15 protein-coding genes are annotated in these 18,032 nt (G+C 40.7%); 13 read left to right on the top strand and 2 right to left on the bottom strand.

The annotated features are described in order from the left end of the window. Positions 1 to 57: 57 nt before the first annotated feature. The 9 genes from GRQ40_RS09330 (at position 58) to GRQ40_RS09290 (ending at position 10,583) form a co-directional block, all read left to right on the top strand. Positions 58 to 1,293: an EAL and HDOD domain-containing protein gene (locus GRQ40_RS09330; protein WP_159719832.1), complete on the top strand. Its 1,236-nt coding sequence runs from the start codon at positions 58 to 60 to the stop codon at positions 1,291 to 1,293. Between the two features lie 351 nt (positions 1,294 to 1,644). Continuing rightward, complete coding sequence (locus GRQ40_RS09325; protein ID WP_159719831.1) at positions 1,645 to 3,378, top strand: methyl-accepting chemotaxis protein; 1,734 nt, start codon at positions 1,645 to 1,647, stop codon at positions 3,376 to 3,378. Positions 3,379 to 3,809: 431 nt separating this feature from the next. Then, positions 3,810 to 4,688, top strand: a complete 879-nt coding sequence (locus GRQ40_RS09320) for a GNAT family N-acetyltransferase (protein ID WP_080861223.1) — start codon at positions 3,810 to 3,812, stop codon at positions 4,686 to 4,688. A gap of 106 nt (positions 4,689 to 4,794) precedes the next feature. Then, the gene (locus GRQ40_RS09315) at positions 4,795 to 5,598 is read left to right on the top strand and encodes a DUF2935 domain-containing protein (protein WP_066149832.1); all 804 of its coding nucleotides are present in this window, start codon (positions 4,795 to 4,797) and stop codon (positions 5,596 to 5,598) included. A gap of 148 nt (positions 5,599 to 5,746) precedes the next feature. Next, entirely contained in the window at positions 5,747 to 5,974 is a 228-nt protein-coding gene (locus GRQ40_RS09310; RefSeq protein WP_044742520.1) for an alpha/beta-type small acid-soluble spore protein, read from the top strand. Positions 5,975 to 6,528: 554 nt separating this feature from the next. Then, positions 6,529 to 7,350, top strand: a complete 822-nt coding sequence (locus GRQ40_RS09305) for an ABC transporter ATP-binding protein (RefSeq protein WP_159719830.1) — start codon at positions 6,529 to 6,531, stop codon at positions 7,348 to 7,350. Positions 7,351 to 7,455: 105 nt separating this feature from the next. Beyond that, positions 7,456 to 8,310, top strand: coding sequence for a 5'-nucleotidase, lipoprotein e(P4) family (locus GRQ40_RS09300; protein ID WP_159719829.1), 855 nt, complete (start codon positions 7,456 to 7,458; stop codon positions 8,308 to 8,310). A gap of 323 nt (positions 8,311 to 8,633) precedes the next feature. Continuing rightward, the gene (locus GRQ40_RS09295) at positions 8,634 to 9,527 is read left to right on the top strand and encodes a DMT family transporter (RefSeq protein ID WP_159719828.1); all 894 of its coding nucleotides are present in this window, start codon (positions 8,634 to 8,636) and stop codon (positions 9,525 to 9,527) included. A 189-nt stretch (positions 9,528 to 9,716) separates the two neighbouring features. Next, the gene (locus GRQ40_RS09290; RefSeq protein ID WP_159719827.1) at positions 9,717 to 10,583 is read left to right on the top strand and encodes an oxidoreductase; all 867 of its coding nucleotides are present in this window, start codon (positions 9,717 to 9,719) and stop codon (positions 10,581 to 10,583) included. 69 nt (positions 10,584 to 10,652) lie between these two features. On the opposite strand, the gene GRQ40_RS09285 is transcribed toward GRQ40_RS09290, so the two are convergent. Beyond that, entirely contained in the window at positions 10,653 to 12,752 is a 2,100-nt protein-coding gene (locus tag GRQ40_RS09285) for a DNA topoisomerase III (protein ID WP_159719826.1), read from the bottom strand. Positions 12,753 to 13,193: 441 nt separating this feature from the next. After that, positions 13,194 to 13,691, bottom strand: a complete 498-nt coding sequence (locus GRQ40_RS09280; protein ID WP_159719825.1) for a YhcN/YlaJ family sporulation lipoprotein — start codon at positions 13,689 to 13,691, stop codon at positions 13,194 to 13,196. A 459-nt stretch (positions 13,692 to 14,150) separates the two neighbouring features. Between GRQ40_RS09280 and GRQ40_RS09275 the strand changes: the two genes are divergently transcribed. The 4 genes from GRQ40_RS09275 to GRQ40_RS09260 all read left to right on the top strand — a co-directional run bounded on the left by GRQ40_RS09275 (position 14,151) and on the right by GRQ40_RS09260 (position 17,977). Continuing rightward, on the top strand, positions 14,151 to 14,771 hold the full coding sequence (locus tag GRQ40_RS09275) for a nitroreductase family protein (RefSeq protein WP_159719824.1): 621 nt from the start codon (positions 14,151 to 14,153) through the stop codon (positions 14,769 to 14,771). Positions 14,772 to 14,795: 24 nt separating this feature from the next. Continuing rightward, the gene (locus GRQ40_RS09270; protein WP_159719823.1) at positions 14,796 to 15,191 is read left to right on the top strand and encodes a DoxX family protein; all 396 of its coding nucleotides are present in this window, start codon (positions 14,796 to 14,798) and stop codon (positions 15,189 to 15,191) included. Between the two features lie 159 nt (positions 15,192 to 15,350). Continuing rightward, a complete protein-coding gene (locus GRQ40_RS09265; RefSeq protein ID WP_159719822.1) occupies positions 15,351 to 16,406 on the top strand; it encodes an FUSC family protein in 1,056 nt (351 codons plus the stop codon). A 311-nt stretch (positions 16,407 to 16,717) separates the two neighbouring features. Then, the gene (locus tag GRQ40_RS09260) at positions 16,718 to 17,977 is read left to right on the top strand and encodes an MFS transporter (protein WP_159719821.1); all 1,260 of its coding nucleotides are present in this window, start codon (positions 16,718 to 16,720) and stop codon (positions 17,975 to 17,977) included. The last annotated feature ends 55 nt before the right edge of the window (positions 17,978 to 18,032 follow it).

Genomic DNA, 18,032 nt, shown 5'->3' with positions numbered 1-18,032 from the left:
TGTCTCATGGCGAACTTTATATTGTTATATCATTATGATGTTAATGGGGGATCAGTGATGGACATTTATGTGGGACGGCAGCCTATTCTCAACAAAAAATACGAATTGTTTGGTTACGAATTGTTATATCGAAGCGGCGAGCAAAATTTTTATGACTCCATTGATGGAGACCATGCCACAATAGACGTCCTTATTAATAGTTTTATGAATATTGGAATTGAAAAATTGACAAATGGCGCGCGCTGCTTTATTAACTTTACGGAAAAACTGCTAGAAAAAAACATTCCTCTCTATTTTCCAAATAAATTGATTGTCGTTGAAATTCTTGAAACTATTCCATATTCCGAGAAGTTGCTTCATATATGTAAAAATCTTAAAGAAAAAGGATATATCATCGCTTTGGATGATTTTGTTTTTCAAGCAGATTATCGTCCTCTTTTTCCTTACATCGATTTCATTAAGATTGATTTTTTTGATTTAAATATCGAACAAGCTCGTTATATTCAAAACATCATCAAGCAATACAACATTCAGTTTATTGCAGAAAAAATTGAAACGCACGATCAATTACAATTGGCGACTCATCATGGATTTTCCTATTTTCAAGGATATTTCTTCAATAAACCAGTCGTTTTAAAAGAAAAATCTTTACCAAAAATAACGAATACTTCCCGTTTAACGTTGCTAAAACAAATGAACCAAGCGGAGTTCAATTTTGATAAAATTGTCAAAACAATTGAAAATGATCCAGCGCTTGCGTATCGTTTGCTAAAAGTGGTGAACTCATTTTTCTTATACTCCTCTCCTAAAATTAAATCCATTCGTCATGCAGCTATTTTGCTTGGTGCCAGCTATTTACGCAGCTGGCTAACGATATTAACGTTCCAAGAAGCCAGCAATCCATTTGAAAATGAGGTGATTGTCAACTCTTTAATTCGGGCAAAAATGTTGGAACAAGTTGCGGTTCGTTTAAATATGCATGAGGAAAAAGACAGCTTGTTTTTTATGGGGATTTGTTCTTCCTTGCACATTTTGCTTGAACGTCCTTTAGCCGATATTTTAGATGAATTAAACGTAGATGAGGCGATTAAAGATGGACTATTCAAAGAAAAACACTTGTTTTTTGGTTTATATCAATTTGTGTTGGCCATTGAGCTCAATGATTTGATGAAAGCGAAACAATTGGCGGAAGAATTGGGCCTTTCTTTGTCAGAAGCATTATTATGGTATCAACAATGTATTGAATGGGTAGTTCAATTGCAAAGAAACAGTGTCAACAGTGAGCAAAGGTAATTTGGATGGGAATCTTGAAGAAATCTAATTTCAGCTCTTGACGCTAGTTGGATCTTACGCGCAATGAATATATAGATTCGGATAGAAAAAGCGACATCCAACTTGATGCGCCACGATTTGTCATCAAATGGGCAGATGATTCCCGATTTTGGCGGTCGGACGAATAACACCGCCTATCGACAAGTGGATTTGTCGATAGGCGGCTTGTTGCTTAGCGCTCTGTCACTGTTGTGACTGGGATCTTATTTACATATTTTTTAAAACGAATGATAAAAATAAGAAAAAAGGACTAAACTTGCAGTATAATAGAACTACCTTATATATTGTGACAAAAGGTGAAGGGGGGATTATATGCTGTTAAAATGGCTACAACCAAATGTGCAAGAACTCCTTGAACAAGGAACAGACTATTCTTTTGAAGGTCGTTTTGCTGACACACTATCATTTAATCATTTTACTAAGGAAGATTTCCGTCAATTGCAGGACGTTTATCAACTACTCGCTTCTCATCAGGATGAACTTGTGCAGTTTTTTTATGAAATGCTCCAACAAATTCATGCAAAAGCAGCGCAATCCATTACTCAAGCTCGCATTACGCAGTACGTCCATGCATTTTTTACGATGGAGCGCAATCGCGCATATGTCAATGAAATTCTGTCCTTTTTCCATTTGCTGCGCAGAGAAAAAGTGAATATTGGCAAATTGATTGTCGCTTTTAATCAATTTAACTTTTATATGGGTACCCTTCTACTGTCAAAAGGGTTTTTGTCCCCTAAACGACATTTAACACTAACGAGGTCGCTACAGCGTGCTTTTAATATCGAATTGGAAGTGCTGGTTGAAGCCTATACGGAAGCGATGCTTGAGCAAATTGCCGACGGCACGGCCCAATTAATGGAGAAAAACGCAGAAATTATGTTTATTAAAGATTTACTGCGCTCTCTTGATGAACAAAATGCAGATGTCCAAATGGTAACAGCTGCAACCGAAGAAATAAACACATCCGTTTCCGAAGTGGCTAATGCAGCAATGGCGATTGCTGAAAAAACTACCTCATCGGTTGAACGAGCGGAAAAGGGCCAGCACATGATGACTTCTGCATTTAACGAAATCATTGAAACAGATGAAATGTTTAACAACATGGTAGAGCGCTTTGAGCATTTACAGCAGCATTTGAGTGCTATTGAAAAAGTGATGCAGCTTGTCAACGGCATCGCGGACCAAACCAACCTTTTAGCGCTGAATGCCTCCATTGAGGCGGCGCGTGCTGGAGAACATGGCAGAGGGTTTGCCGTTGTAGCTGAAGAGATCCGTAAACTAGCGGATCACACCGTTCAGTCGCTTAGCGAAGTACATAAAAACGTAGGAGAGCTGCGAAATATTTCGGCTGAAGTCTCTTCAGCTATTCATTCCACCTCTTCTGTTATTCGCCAAGCTGTTACACAAGCTCAGGAAGCGATGCCATTGTTAAATGAAATCACGCAGGCAATGAATGACATTCAAGATCACACCAGTACGAATGCAGCTGTTGCTGAGGAGCAATCGGCAGCTGTCGATGAAATTGCTCAACGCATGTCCTCGATTGCTTCGCTAACAGAATCTGTGCGTGAAATTGGCCAAACAACAGGAAAAACGGTGCATCAGTTAAGTAAAGCCATTGACCAATTTCGCTTGCAGCTCGTTCAAGATAGTGGTGTTCATCTTTCTTCAAAAGCACTTCTTTATTTGGCCAAAACAGATCACCTTCTTTGGAAATGGCGAATTTATAATATGATGATCGGCTTTGAGCATATTCGTGCCGAAGATGTGGCCTCTCATCGCCACTGTCGTCTTGGAAAATGGTATTTTGATCCCGAAATACAAGCCCAATTAAAGGGAGTCCCGGCCTTCGATCAGCTGGATGAGCCTCATCAGCGTGTTCATATCGCGGCAAAGGAGGCAGCAGAATTTTATGCCCAAGGACGCCTCGAACAAGCAGAAGCAAGTTTACGCCGATTGGAGAAAGCCTCTGCTCAAGTCATCGAATGGCTCGATGAGCTGATTCATAAAATCGAACAAGAGCGCACTTTTGAAACCCGTCTCTAGACAGAGCGGGTTTTTTATAGATTGATTGAAAAACTTTTTCCTGTCTAAATAGCGTATACTATTTGTGGAGTTACGTTCATGTGTAAAAATACATATAGAATGAAGAAAAATTTGATTAAAAATGATCATGTTATTCATTGCTTTTAATGAATAGAACGGAAAGAGCTTATGGATGGAAGGCGGATAGGTGAAAAAAGGGTGATTTTTAAAAATTTTCCATCCATGCTTTTTTCCGGACATTATTCGTTCAATCTGTATCCATAAGCAAAAAATGCTCATCTCGGTTCCATGGTGGTTCATATCATAAAAGAAGAGGCAAAACCCAACACGGTCTCAGACAGCAGCAATTGCCCTTTCTTCTTCGCTGAACAGAGTGACAGAAGCCACAAAACATTGAATAATTGAGAAGAAAGCAGAGAGGAGACAGATGTATGCTACATATTAAACGATTATCACAATGCACGTTAGAGGAAGCAGTCACGGCTTGGAATACGGGTTTTGAAGGATACTATTTTGATGCTACGATGACCGTTGAACGATTTTTAGAGAGGCTCGTACTTGAAGGATTATCTCCAACGCTATCAATCGTTGCTTTTCAGGATGAGAAGCCAATTGGCATCATCAAAAATGGCATTCGTCTGTTCAATGGGATGAAAATTGCTTGGAATGGCGGAACGGGGGTGGCGTCTGCATTTAGAAAAAAAGGCATTGGAAAAGCGATGATGGAAGCTGCCCTTTCTATCTATCAAGAAGAAGGTGTCCAGCTAGCCACATTAGAGGCGATCCGTGCCAATCAAAGAGCAATTTCTCTTTATGAACAAATGGGATATCAAATGGTCGATGAGCTGGAGCATTTGGAATGGAAGGGAGCTTATCTACATGCAAAGTCAGCTTCCTATCCTTATCTAGTGGAAAAGACTATTCCGCAACAAGTGAGTGATTTGTCCTTTTATAAAGGATTAAACCCTTGGCAAACACAGTGGCAAAGTGCAAAAGATGGAGAGGCGATCATCGTAAAAGACGAACAAGGACTTCCCATCGGATATGCTTATTATCGCAGAAGTTTTCATGGACATGGAAAACATGAAAAAACGATCTTATTTCAATGTGAGGCTCATCCTGAGAGAAACGATGCAGGAGATCTCGTTCGTTTTATGATTGATCAAGTGCTCGCCTTCGCTGACGATTCGGTCGTTACGATCATTCCCAATCTGCCTGTCAATCAATCTAAACAAACCTATTCCATTTTAAAGGAAATTGGGTTTCAGACTATCGTCCAGCAAGTATTTATGGTGAAAGAGCTGAAATAAAGAAAAAATTAGAATCTCTCCTTTATGAACGGATTGGGGCATAGGCCATGCCATTTGGGAATACATATTGAAGTGGTTTCGATTTTTTTAGAAGGAGAGGGCATTCATGAGCAGTACGCTGGAAGAGAAAGCGAGATTTGAACATCGATTTTGGCTTCAGGTTTTAGGTGATCATGCCCGATTTATTTATGAGGCTTTGGCTCCAGTAGAAAAAGAGGATATTGCGACTGCCTACCAGTTTATCCAAGCATTTGACCGTCTTCTTGGCAAAACGGATTCGGAAAATTGGTCTCAATTAACTTTAGCGGCAGAAGCGGAAGCGCTGCGACTGCGCGAATTTAAGCTGCATCTGATCAGAAAGCATTTATTGGGACAAATCAAAATACATCTTTCACCAACCTTTCTTAATCATATGGTGAATGAGCTGGAGGAATATTTGCGACTATTGAGTTATTTTAAAGCTAACCAAGTGCCGCCTGTTTCTCATGAGCTTCACCATCATTTAATTTGGCTGTTAGACGCTGCGGGGCATGCCGGTATCATATCTTCTAATTTAGATGACGTCGAAAAGTCATTAAAGAAAAAAAGCAAAAAATATCAAAAGAACTTTGAAGCTTTTTATTTAAAAGCGGTTGAACTTACCGGATATTTGCGTACGAATTTATCTAGCTTTCCTGCATTAAAAAAGATGAATTCGGATGCCGCATTAGAGATTAAACTGTTCCAGCAATTTCTTCAAGAATTAGAGGAGCTTGAACTTAGCGCCCAAGCTCTTGGCACGTTCACCGCGCTTATGGCGGATCATATGTTTCGCGAAGAGTGTTATTATTTAATGAAACTGGCTGAATCCGCTGACTTAGAAAGTCCGCATTGCGATCCGGCCAAACCTCGAATAGAAGAACGAACCTAATTTCTTTATGCGGTATGCGTGCTGCTTTTTTTGAATGTTTGATTCGCAATTTTCATCATTCCATAAATTACCTGAATTAATGATGAATAAAACACTTTTTTTAATAAATATTAATAACAAACTATTAAAGGAGATGATGATATTGCCAATGTCACAACAACACGGAAGAAGCAGCCAATCAAATGAGATTTTAATTCCTCATGCCGCGGCTGCGATTGAACAAATGAAATATGAAATCGCTCGTGAGTTTGGTGTCGAGCTTGGTCCTGATACAAGCTCTCGAGCAAATGGCTCTGTCGGAGGAGAAATTACAAAACGTCTTGTCTTAATGGCTCAAGAAAAATTACAATCAGCTTTTCGTCCAACGATCCATTAATCGCTATATAGACACAAGGTTTACATCCAGGAAGGGTTATAATTCGACCCTAATCACAGTTTCATTTATTAAATGTATTAAATGGATCATCGACATTCCTAAAGTCGTATCTTTTCGTAATGGAAAAAAAGCATCTTAATCTTCATCATGAATGATTAGGATGCTTTTATTTTTTAACTGTGGTCAAATCATCGGACCACATTTCTATAAACATTTTGATTTCTTCCTATTTTTCGATGGTTACATGATGAAGAGAAGTCTATAACCTACCTTGAACCTTCGAAAAACATCTATCTCTTTCCTTATCGGATGCTGCTCTGTTCATTTTCCAAACGATCATTTACAAAAAATAGAAAGGGAATTATAATAAAATGTAATATTCAGAACTTTTTAATTGAGTTGTTCGGACTGCTGTTATCCAAAGAACATTCATACAACTTACAGCGCCGTTCCCTATGAACCCGATACATGTTTAGAGCGATGGGCTTGTAAATGTCGCGATGTTGGCATGTTTTGCGGTGTGGAAAGATTTTAGAATAGAGGTGTACAATAGAATGGAAGCAATTATCCAGATGAACAATGTATCACTGATTAAAGGAAATCGGGTCATTTTGAAAGAGCTGAACTGGGAAGTTAATGAGAAAGAGCATTGGGTTATTTTAGGTTTGAACGGTTCAGGAAAAACCTCTTTATTGAATATTGTGACAGGCTATCAATATCCAACAAAAGGAGAGGTAACGGTTTTAGGAAATGTATTTGGCAAAACGAATTTGCCGAATCTTCGAAAGCAAATCGGTTTTGTGAGCAGCGCTTTAGACGCTTTTCAATCAACGCTTGCCTCTGAATCAGTAGAGGATATTATTATCAGCGGCAAATTCGCCAGCATTGGTTTATATGAAAAAACGACGGATGAAGATAGGAAGCAGGCAGAACAGCTGATGCATATGTTTCGAATGAACCACCTGCAAGGAAAAGCGTATGATACATTATCGCAGGGAGAAAAGCGGAAGACGCTGATTGCCAGAGCCTTGATGGCCCAGCCTAAGCTGCTCATATTAGACGAGCCTTCTGTTGGATTAGACATTTTAACGCGGGAGGAATTGCTATGGTCTATTAAAGAGATTATCGCTAGTCAACGCTGCCATATTCTCTATGTCACTCACTATATCGAGGAGATTATTGAAGAAATGACACATGTTTTAGTATTAAAGGAAGGGAAAATCATTGCTTCGGGAAAAAAAGAGGAAGTGCTGATCGATCAACATTTATCTGAAGCCTTTCAGCTAGACATCAGCGTTCGTTGGGAAAATAAGCGGCCATGGGTTTCTATTCACCACAAAGCAGAGACACTTCATTCCAGCTATAATAAAAGCTGATGGTGCGATGCGGTTGAAAAAGAAAGATGCATGATCAGCAAAAAAAGTGTAAAAAATACAAGAGGACATGCTTCAAAACACAAGGCAGCTTAGGAGGTAAACAGCATGAACAAATGGAGCAACACATTAAGCGGTCTGATTGCTGCAAGCATTTTTTCTTTTTCCGTCTTTGCAGTGAGCGCCGAGACGGCCATAGCGCCGCAGTCAGTAGAAAAAACGGTGCCATCCACATCCAACAACGAACATATGCTGATGGCTACCCTTTGGTATCAGAAATCAGGAGAGATGCAAGCACTTTATTATCAAGCATACAACTTGGGGAAAATGGTGGTTGACGACGCTCTTAAACAAAAGCGCAATAGTCATTCAAGGAAGAAACTGGCCATCGTGCTCGACATTGATGAAACCATTTTAAATAATAGCCCCTATGAAGCTTATATTATTCAAAAAGGAGTGCCGAACTTTACCGACTGGCATAAATGGGTGATGCAAGCACAAGCAGAAGCTCTTCCAGGTGCTGTTGAATTCCTTACATACGTTGATTCAAAAGGAATCGATATTTTCTACGTATCCAACCGCGATGAAAACGAGGGAAAGGCAACGATTAAAAACTTGAAGGAAAAAGGATTTCCACAAGCAACAGCGGATCATATGCTGTTTCGCGCCAAAGAAAATAGCAAAGAACCTCGCCGGCAAAAAATCCAACAAACCCACGAAATTGTAGCATTGTTTGGCGATAATTTAAGCGATTTTACAAAAGAGTTTGACCAAAAGCCATTAGAAGAGCGCAATGCTAACGTGGATCGCTTCCGTGAAGAATTCGGCCGCAAGTTTATTGTTCTCCCGAATCCGATGTACGGCGACTGGGAGAATGCTATTTATGGCTACGACCTTGACCAAACGTTTGCTGAAAAAGCGAAAGTAAGAAAACAAGCATTGAACGCATATCCCTTGAAGTAGCCGTTGATCAGCTATCTTCCCCCTTTTTCATTTGCTTCGAAAGGTTGTTCATGGTGGCAGTGATTTTCACCAAGAACGACCTTTTTCTGTAACACGATGCCCCCAATTTTATAGATAGTCTTGAACAATTCTCTATTATATACTGAAAATAACGTCTGATTATTTCTCCTATTGTTTAAGATTTCAAAGTGATTATAATTGTATCTAGGATGCTATATGATTTTGCGATAACCCATTCACCCCAAAAAAGTAAAGATGGGGAAGAGGTTTTAAAGGATCGCAGCATTTCGTTTTAGATTTTAATGATTTGAGGTGCAAGCAATATGTGGAAAGGATATGTGCTCGTATTTTTATCAGCAACGGGATTTGCCTTCATTCCCATCTTTGCATTATATGCGTACGATAGCGGTGTAACAGTCACAACTTTGCTGTTTTTGCGTTTTGCGTTTGCTGCACTTTTCTTTTTTATGTATTTACTTATCAAAGAAAAGCATTGGAAAGTGTCATGGTCCCATCTTTTTTATCTGTTTTTGCTAGGCGGCATTTGTTATACTATGCAATCTACTTTTTATTTTAATGCAGTGAAATACATCCCGTCCTCACTAGCGGCTTTATTGCTTTACTTAAATCCGATCTTTGTCGCTATTCTTTCATTTTTCATCAATAAAGAGAAACTAACCATGCGAATCATCACCGCGATAGGTATTTCTTTAATAGGGATGATAATGGTGTTAGGGGCTCCGGCGGGAGGGATTCAACCAGCCGGTGTAGGACTGGCGATCGGAGCAGCGGTGATTTATTCGATCTATATTATTACGGGTAGCAAAGTGACGGCACAAGTACAGCCGATTACGACTAGCGCCTATATTGCGTTATTTGCGGCGATGTCCTTTTTTATATGGGGCACATTGACGCAAACGCTTCATTTCCGTTTTGATCATATCGGCTGGCTTCCCGTCATCGGAACCTCTTTCTTCTCTAGCATTCTCGCTATGCTTACATTTTTTGCCGGAATGAATATGATCGGGCCAACCAAAGCATCGATTCTAAGCATGATTGAGCCAGTCATTACGTTTCTCCTATCTATGGTATTTTTGCATGAAACAATGTCCATGATGCAAATCATTGGTGGGCTGATTGTACTAAGCGGCGCCATGTTAGTCGTAATGGCAAGAGAAAACAGGACCGAAAAGAAAGTAGCCTCCATCCGTTCATGATGGGGGTTTTTAACATGATCCGCCGAGAAGTCTGCCCCCTCAGGGAAGGAGGTTTATTTCTGCAACCATAACAAAAGTGAGGAAAGCAGGAATGATCGCTATCCTTATCCAATTGAATATAGGCACGTTTAACACATTAATCAGGAATATGACGGAAGAAGAAACAAAACGTCAGGAGGGGATGATTGTATGAATCAAAATTTACATAAATCTCCCGTTGCGTTTGTGACGGGGGCATCAAGCGGCTTTGGATTACGGACAAGCCTGGCGCTTGCTCGTGAAGGTTATCAGGTAGTGGCTTCGATGCGAAACGTTCAGAATAAAGGAGGACTAGAAACGGCCGCTCAAGAAGCTGGGGTCATCGATCGGTTAGAGGTTATTTCATTGGATGTCACCGACTTTTTCGCTGTGGAAATGGTCATTCAAGACGTAATCAACCGTTATGGGCAGATTGATGTATTAGTAAACAACGCAGGCTTTGCCGCAGGTGGCTTTACAGAAGAGCTTGATATCGAGGAATGGCAGCAGCAATTCCAAACGAACTTTTTTGGACTAGTCGCTGTCACAAAGGCGGTGTTGCCATCGATGAGAGAGCGTCGAAATGGCAAGATCGTCAATATCAGCAGCATTAGCGGACGAATCGGGTTCCCTTCGATGGGCCCTTATGTAGCATCAAAATTTGCCGTAGAAGGGTTTAGCGAGTCGCTTCGTTTGGAAATGTTGCCATACGGAGTTTATGTCGTGTTAATCGAACCTGGCTCTTACAAAACGGATATTTGGTCAAAATCGCTAGGAAGAGTAACGATCTCTCCTCATTCCGCTTATGCCAAGGAGATGAACGCCGTTTTAAAATACGTTAATCGCGTTGCAGAGACGGCACCTCCTCCAGACGAAGTCATTCGAAAGATTGTCGAGGTAGCAAAGTCCCCAGCCCCAGATTTACGATATCCGGTTGGCAGAGGGGTGAAACTAACGATAGCGCTAAAAAACCGACTTCCGTGGAAGTGGTGGGAGCGGATGGTCATCAAGCAGTTTCACAAAGAAAAAAGATCGTGAGGAGAGAGTGTCTAAAAAACGGGCGCCTCTTTCGTAAAAAGAAAAGAGGCGCCCGTTTCTAGTCTTATGTTAGCTTTCCTTTTTGTCTAATGCTTGTTTAAGCAATTCTCCTAAACTTGTGCCAAATGCGTCGTTTTCCGCGCTATACTTTTTCAACAACGCCCGGTCTTGGCGGTTAATCGCTGTGCTTTTCTTTTCCTCGGCTTTTTCGACCATGTTGCAACGGCGGCATTGAAAATAAACGCCCGCTTTTCCTTCATGGATTTCCATTCGTTTTTGACATTGCGGGCAGCGCCGTTTCGACAGCTTCGCTTCCTTTTTATGCTTGCGATAGCGGCACTCCGTGTTAGCACAGATGAGCACTTTGCCTTCTTTCGTTGTCCGTTCCTTTAAAAACGAGCCACACTCTGGGCACATTGAGCCGGTCAAATTGTGCGCTCGGTAGGTTTGCTTGCTTTGTTTAATCTCAGAGACAAGCTGTTCTGTTTGCCGGCGGATGTTTTGCAAAAAGGCTTTCGCATTTCCTTTTCCGCGAGCGATGGCTTCCAGCTCCCGTTCCCAGCGAGCTGTTAGTTCAGGTGATCTCAGCTCTTGATTAACGAGTTCGATTAGCTGTTTTCCTTTTTTTGTCGGATATAAGCGGCTATTTTTTCGTTCCACTGCCTCCGTTTCGAGAAGGCGCTCAATAATATCGGCTCTTGTGGCAGGTGTACCAAGGCCGTATTTTTCCATGTGTGATAAAATATCAGCTTCTGAATAACGAAGGGGCGGCTCTGTAAGTGCTTCTTTAAGTTCTAGCTCATTCAATGTCAACACTTGTCCTTTTCTTATGATCGGCAAATGTGGCCGGGATGGCTCATTGTCGCTTTTTCCTAGCACTTTGCGAAAACCGATATCCACGATTGCTGTTTCGCGAGCCACTAGCTGCTCGCCTCCGGCATCAAAAACAACATGAATCGTTTCATATTCATAAGCAGGATAAAATAGCGCCAAAAAACGGCGAGCAATTAAATCATATAGTTTTCGCTCTTCGTCAGAGAGCTTCATCAGATGGAGCGGCTCTTCCGTTGGAATAATAGCATGATGGTCCGTTACTTTTTCTTGATTAAACACCCGTCTGGCGATGACCTTGCTTTTTTTGGCCAGAAGCGGACCAACTTCTTCCTTATAGCTTCCTGCCATCGCTTTCAGCCGCTCAAGCATCGTTGCTTCCATATCTGGTGTTAAATAGCGGGAGTCTGTACGCGGATAGGTGACAAGCTTATGATGCTCATAGAGCCGCTGCAAGATATTTAATGTTTTCTTTGCGGAAAATCCAAACCGTTTGTTGGCCTCGCGCTGCAGCTCAGTTAAATCATAGGGAAGCGGCTGTGGTTCTGTTTTTTTCTTTCGTTCTATAGAAATAACGGATGCTTGGTGTATTTGCAGCTTTTGATATAGCTGATGGGCCGCTTCTTTTGAAAAAATTCGCTTTTCGCCATTCTTCTCCCAAACCGCTGAAAACGGGCCGATGCGGGCATGAATGGTCCAATACGGCTTAGGGACAAAGTGTTGAATTTCTTTTTCACGCTCTATAATCATGGCGAGCGTCGGGGTTTGAACGCGTCCGGCCGACAGAGGTTCATTATACTTTGTCGTTAACGCTCTTGTGACATTTAAACCGATCAACCAATCCGCTTCTGCGCGACAAACAGCCGATTGATATAAAGAGTCAAATTGTGCTCCTGGTTTTAGCTGTTTGAATCCATCTCTAATCGCTTTGTCTGTTTGCGAAGAAATCCATAAGCGCCAGAGCGGCTTTTGCCACTGGATTTTTTGCAAAATCCATCTGGCGACAAGTTCGCCTTCGCGTCCTGCATCTGTAGCAATGATGCAATCCTTAATATCTGGGCGTTTAGCCAAATGGGCAATCGCCCTAAATTGCGGACTTGTTTGTTTAATAATAGTTAATCCCATTTTCTGTGGAATAATCGGCAAATCCTCGAGTCTCCATGTTTTATATTTCGGATCGTAATGCTCCGGCATTTTTAATTCAATTAAATGGCCAAGCGCCCATGTGACAATATATTTGCTTCCTTCAAAGTAGTGCTTATGAGGCTGTTTGCAGCCAAGCACACGGGCAATTTCACGGGCGACGCTCGGCTTTTCAGCAAGAACGAGAGATTTCAATGCTATTCTCCTTTCCATCCATCAACAGATTACTTGATTAAGTATAACGGAAAGAACACCGTTTTGCATCTTAGAGGAGAAAGGGAATTAAGTTTTTATGTTGAAAATGACTATCAGACAGAAGAAAATGGTTTCTATTTTTTGTAATGAAGGATGTATCGTAACCTGAATCACGGTATAATGAGGCTGGTTTTCCTTTTTTATGTTTATGTAAAACCTAAAATTCGCCCTTGTTTCAGTCTGCCAGGAGAGATGTTAAGCATACGAACCATTTTGCATAAAAGCATCATTCGAAGATCGATTAGAAAAAGAAAAAACGGACTAAAGTTAAACAAGGAAAAAGCTCAATCAGCCAAATAAGACTCAGGCTGATTGAGCTTTCTTACTATGATCGATTATTCTTGTGCTACTTTTTCCATTTAATCTTGACTGCTCGTTTGATTAGCGCGCTGTTGGAAAGACGCGTCTGACCATTTCGCTAAATTCCTCGAAAAGTCCGGAGACCGGTCTCCCTTGCTGCAATTTTTGTGAATAATCAGCCATGCGTTCGACAAAATCAGGATTTGTTGAAACAAACACATTATCGATTTTTGGATCTGTCTGTTTCACTGTATTCGCAATTTTTCGCTCAACATCCTTTGTCATTTTGCCTTTTAGATGATTGCTGAGTATAACCGCGACATACGCTGTGCGATTAGCGACAATCACATTTGCATCGCTTACTTCTTTCAAGTCCGCAACGCGGTCAGCTGCTATTTGGGCGACTTCCATTCTTGTTTCTTGATTCGTCGGACGGTTGCGGTCAGGCGGATTATACCGGACATTTTGCACGCGGTTATCGTTATTTCTTGCTTCATTGTCATAATTATTAGCAGCACATCCAAACAAAAGTGGAATGGCAAGTGCCAAGGTCATGATTAGCTTTGCATATTTCAGCATGATTAGATCATCTCCTTTCAAGAAAAATCATCTCTGTTGTTAATGTGTCTCCATTTCCCTTTTTTATACGGTTAATCCGAAAAAATAAGCGCCGACTGTTCATGTATGTGAAGGAAGATAGAATGAATCATCTGTCGATGAACAATTAAAGATGTAAAAACTAAAGTGTTAAGTTTCATCACGATATAAAAAAATTGACAAAATGAAAAAAAGCGTAGTATATTTATCTTGAATTAAAAATAAATTAATTCGAGATATTTCAAAAATCTTTAAGAGCATTCAATATGGATTTGGTTTTAGGACTTGCCTGTCACACATAATTTATAGAAAGAAAAAAGATCTTAGCACAGTACCGGCAGATCCTCCTATAAGCCAGCCGTTTTGTGAGGTGAAGGGCAAGTGAGAAAGTATCTCGAATTAACAATATTTGAATTAAGTATAAAAACTGGAGGAATCGAAATGGAATCTTTCACACAATTAGTCAAAGAACGTCGTTCTGCTCATAATTTTCTTGAAAATCATCCCATTAGCGAAAAAGAGCTAAATGAGATCTTCGAGTTAGTAAAGCTCGCGCCATCAGCTTTTAATTTACAGCATACTCGCTATTTGGTGGTTCTTCATCCTGGCTTAAAAGAAAAAGTAAAAAAAGCTGCTTACGGACAACACAAAGTGTCGACAGCGTCTGCCGTCATTGTAGTCTTAGGAGACAAAAAGGCTTATCGAGAAGCAGCTCACATTTATGAAGGGCTTTTAGCACTGGGAATTTTAAATAAGCATGAATTCGAGCAAATGGTAGGGGATACCGTTTCTTTTTATGAAAACAGGAGCGAAGTCTTTCAGCGGGATGAAGCGATTCGAAACGCGTCGTTATCAGCCATGCTGTTTATGCTCGCTGCTAAGAGCAAAGGATGGGACACTTGCCCAATGATCGGCTTTGATCCTAACGAACTGAAGCAAACGTTAAATATTTTAGATCCATATGAGCCTGTGCTGATGATTACAGTAAGGAAAGAAAAAATTCAAAGCAGAAGGCCAAGAGGATACCGTAAACCGGTATCTGAATTTGTTAACTATTTATAAAACATCTTAGGGAGGGACAGAAAAATGATGGATGTAGGTTTATTGATTATTCGATTGGTGGTTGGTTTAACATTTATGGGACATGGCGCACAAAAATTATTTGGATGGTTTGGCGGTTATGGGATCAAGGGAACAGGAAGTTGGTTTGAGTCCATAGGCATGAAACCGGGGGTGACGATGGCCTTGTTGGCTGGATTAGCCGAGTTTATTGGCGGAGCTTTATTTGCTGCCGGCTTATTCACTTGGATCGCAGGATTGCTTCTCGCGCTTACGATGCTTGTGGCCATTGTGAAAGTCCATCAAGCGAATGGGTTTTGGGTTACACAAAATGGTTTTGAATACAATTTTGTTCTGCTCGCTGTTGCGATAGGAGTTGCCTTAATTGGACCTGGACAGTACGCAATGGATGCCCTTTTCTAAACAATAAACTTCTTATTGGGATTGAAGGAAAGCAGCCTTCAATCCTTTTTTACGGTTTAGGGGATCTAAAATCGTTTGGTTGTCATAATTTATTCGTTCCCGTTCATAATAACGATACAAATCGAAAGCAAGGAAGCCAGTTGGGATAAGGGGATTGTTATGAAAAACAACAAAAGCAGACAACAGCGCGATCTAATAAAAGGAATCATGCTTATCGTCAAAATTGCATTGGCAGCTGGCGTATCATGGGAGGTAGCGAAGCTGCTGGGATCCAAACATCCTTACTTAGCACCGTTAACCGTCATTCTTTCTATGCAGGAAACCGTTTGGCATTCAGCTGCCTATGCTTTTTACAGAATGATTGGCACTGTTTTTGGCGTGGCTGTGACGGTCTTTATTGTCAGTCGTTTGGCGGTAAGTGGATGGACGATTGGCTGCTTGTTGCTTGGAGGGATGCTGCTTCCCGTCATACTAAGAGTACATAAAACCATCATTCATCAAGTGGCCTTGACCATTTTGTTAGTGTTTGTCTTTGCTCATCAAACAGCCAGTTATCCCTCGGATCGGGTGAGAGATACCATCGTCGGAGCATTTACCGCCATTTTCATTCACATGTTGCTTTTTCCACCGAGCTATGTGAAAGAAGCCGGACAAACCTTAAATCAATTTGGTTTTCATCTTATCCAGCTATTTAAGAGAAGTGCTGATTGGGTTCATGGTCACTGTGATCCTCTTGAGGGACAAGCGTTAAAAAAAGATGTAGCCGACCTGCTGCAGGAGCTGCATCAAGTGCAGAAGGATTTACAAAAAGCAGAGAAAAGCCTTAAATTAAACATTTTCTCAAAAAATAAACAGCAGTCATTAAAGCAATATAAGCACATCCTTTCGCTATTGACAACAGGCTATCTGTATATTTCCAACATTCTTCCTCCGTTCCACGACTGGACCAAAATGGGAACGATGTCAGCAGATGAACGAGAGCAATGGACCATGCAATTAAAAATGCTGGGGGAATACATGGGAAATCAGCTCCATCAAGCAATGGAGAAGCAAAATTATTCAGGAGCTTCCGGGCGGATGCCTGACTTGCTTGACTTATCTGCGCTTTCCCTACAAATTAGTGTTCCGTCAGAGTTAAAATGGTACCGATATCCATTAAGTCTGTATCAGCAAACCGCCCAACTCATTCAAGAATTAAAAATGACACGGCAATAACGGAGGAGAAGTAAGCCTCCTCCTTTTCCTTTGCCATGCAAAGCCAATCAATTAGTAAGCTTGATATCGCATCTATACATATTAAAGAGGAAAATTTTTATTGGTAAGGCTTGCTTGAACCAATAAATTAGATTAATATCTAATTAGATGTATATCGAATTAAAGAGAAAGATAATAACGCTTCCGCATTTTCATCAGATGATGGAAAAATCAATTAGTAAAAAAATGATGAGCAAACAACGACGATATCCATCATTTATTATTTTTTGCTCATCTAATTAGATATATATCAAATTAGAGAGGGGAATTGGATGGGAAGCATAGCTTATCTTTTGCAACAAGAAAAGCATTATCTGCGGCTATTTGGAGCGGGAATTGTGAATGGAATCGGCGATCGCTTTAGTCAAGTGGCGCTGTTATCGAAGCTTTTAGAATTAACGGGTTCCGGATGGGCTGTTGGTGCTGTTTTAGCCATTCGTGTTTTTCCTTTTTTATTATTCGGTCCTTTAGGAGGAAAGCTGGCCGATCAGTTTTCACGAAAAAACATCCTAATTATAACCGATCTATCTAGAATCATTTTTGCGATTTCATTGGCATTTGCCAATAGCGCAGATGATATTTGGCTGATTTACATGAGTACGTTTATGCTAGCCGCAGGAGAATCCATTTACGCTCCTGCGCGAAAATCGTGGATTCCGTTGCTTGTCAAAAAAGATCATATCATCAAAATTAACAGTTTAGAGCAAGTTATGCTTGGCATTGTTTTAATCGGAGGATCATTGTTCGGGGGAATCGTGGCTTTTTATTTTGGAACGGATTTGACATTTTGGCTGAACGGGCTTTCATTTTTGCTTGCGGCTTTTATGATCGCTTCCATTCCATTCGTCCATCGAAAGAGAGAGTCAGATAAAGAAAAAAGAACAGGCATCTTTCACTCGATCCAAACAATCAAAAAGTTAGTAATAGCTTCTGCCGCTTTGTATATTGTCTGCTTGTTTGAACTGATTGTGCCGCTGTTTAATGGCATTGATAATGTTCTCATTAGCATCTATGCCATTCAAGAGTTTCATCTTGGTGATATAGGAGTCGGTCTGTTTTACGGGGCTCTTGGAGTGGGATTAATGTTAAGCTTTATGATTTCCCAGCGAATCACTCAGCATCTTTTATTCATTGGGCTGGCGGCACTTATAATAGAAGGGATAGGTCTTATGGTTTTAAGCCACGTCTACTTAGCATGGATCGCTTGTCTGCTTTATATTTTCATCTCTTTTGCATCTGGTATTTGCAATACATGTATGGATTCCATCGTTATGCAAGAAACACCTGTTGGCCAGCAAGGCTTCGTATTTGGATGGCTGGTAACCGTGTCAAACACCTTCATCGGAATATCCATGTTCACAGCTGGAATCATATTAGAAGCCGTCAGTAATCGAATGCTTGGTTTATTGGGAGGACTCGGCTTTGTGCTAACAGGGCTATTTCTTGCTATGGTATATTGGACTAAACAAAAGAAACGAATGATGAGAAAAGAATCATTTGATACGAATAGTCGAGGAGAAGATACGCGATGAACAAGCGATTGGTTGGTGCGGATATTTACCATGAATTTGTATAATATATTTTCAC

It is taken from the genome of Anoxybacillus sp. PDR2, from assembly GCF_009834045.1.
GTDB classification, from domain to species: Bacteria; Bacillota; Bacilli; order Bacillales; family Anoxybacillaceae; genus Anoxybacteroides; species Anoxybacteroides rupiense.
Note: the sequence above shows the minus strand (reverse complement) of the source record. Positions and strands in the feature narration are given on the sequence as shown.

What these genes read in the sequence shown, in the direction of transcription:
- GRQ40_RS09305 (WP_159719830.1), top strand. Translation starts at nt 6,529, where the DNA reads ATGGAAGCAATTATCCAGATGAACAATGTATCACTGATTAAAGGAAAT.
- GRQ40_RS09265 (WP_159719822.1), top strand. Translation starts at nt 15,351, where the DNA reads ATGAAAAACAACAAAAGCAGACAACAGCGCGATCTAATAAAAGGAATC.
- GRQ40_RS09260 (WP_159719821.1), top strand. Translation starts at nt 16,718, where the DNA reads ATGGGAAGCATAGCTTATCTTTTGCAACAAGAAAAGCATTATCTGCGG.
- GRQ40_RS09315 (WP_066149832.1), top strand. Translation starts at nt 4,795, where the DNA reads ATGAGCAGTACGCTGGAAGAGAAAGCGAGATTTGAACATCGATTTTGG.
- GRQ40_RS09325 (WP_159719831.1), top strand. Translation starts at nt 1,645, where the DNA reads ATGCTGTTAAAATGGCTACAACCAAATGTGCAAGAACTCCTTGAACAA.
- GRQ40_RS09320 (WP_080861223.1), top strand. Translation starts at nt 3,810, where the DNA reads ATGCTACATATTAAACGATTATCACAATGCACGTTAGAGGAAGCAGTC.
- GRQ40_RS09280 (WP_159719825.1), bottom strand. Translation starts at nt 13,691, where the DNA reads ATGCTGAAATATGCAAAGCTAATCATGACCTTGGCACTTGCCATTCCA.
- GRQ40_RS09270 (WP_159719823.1), top strand. Translation starts at nt 14,796, where the DNA reads ATGATGGATGTAGGTTTATTGATTATTCGATTGGTGGTTGGTTTAACA.
- GRQ40_RS09295 (WP_159719828.1), top strand. Translation starts at nt 8,634, where the DNA reads ATGTGGAAAGGATATGTGCTCGTATTTTTATCAGCAACGGGATTTGCC.
- GRQ40_RS09290 (WP_159719827.1), top strand. Translation starts at nt 9,717, where the DNA reads ATGAATCAAAATTTACATAAATCTCCCGTTGCGTTTGTGACGGGGGCA.
- GRQ40_RS09330 (WP_159719832.1), top strand. Translation starts at nt 58, where the DNA reads ATGGACATTTATGTGGGACGGCAGCCTATTCTCAACAAAAAATACGAA.
- GRQ40_RS09275 (WP_159719824.1), top strand. Translation starts at nt 14,151, where the DNA reads ATGGAATCTTTCACACAATTAGTCAAAGAACGTCGTTCTGCTCATAAT.
- GRQ40_RS09310 (WP_044742520.1), top strand. Translation starts at nt 5,747, where the DNA reads ATGTCACAACAACACGGAAGAAGCAGCCAATCAAATGAGATTTTAATT.
- GRQ40_RS09300 (WP_159719829.1), top strand. Translation starts at nt 7,456, where the DNA reads ATGAACAAATGGAGCAACACATTAAGCGGTCTGATTGCTGCAAGCATT.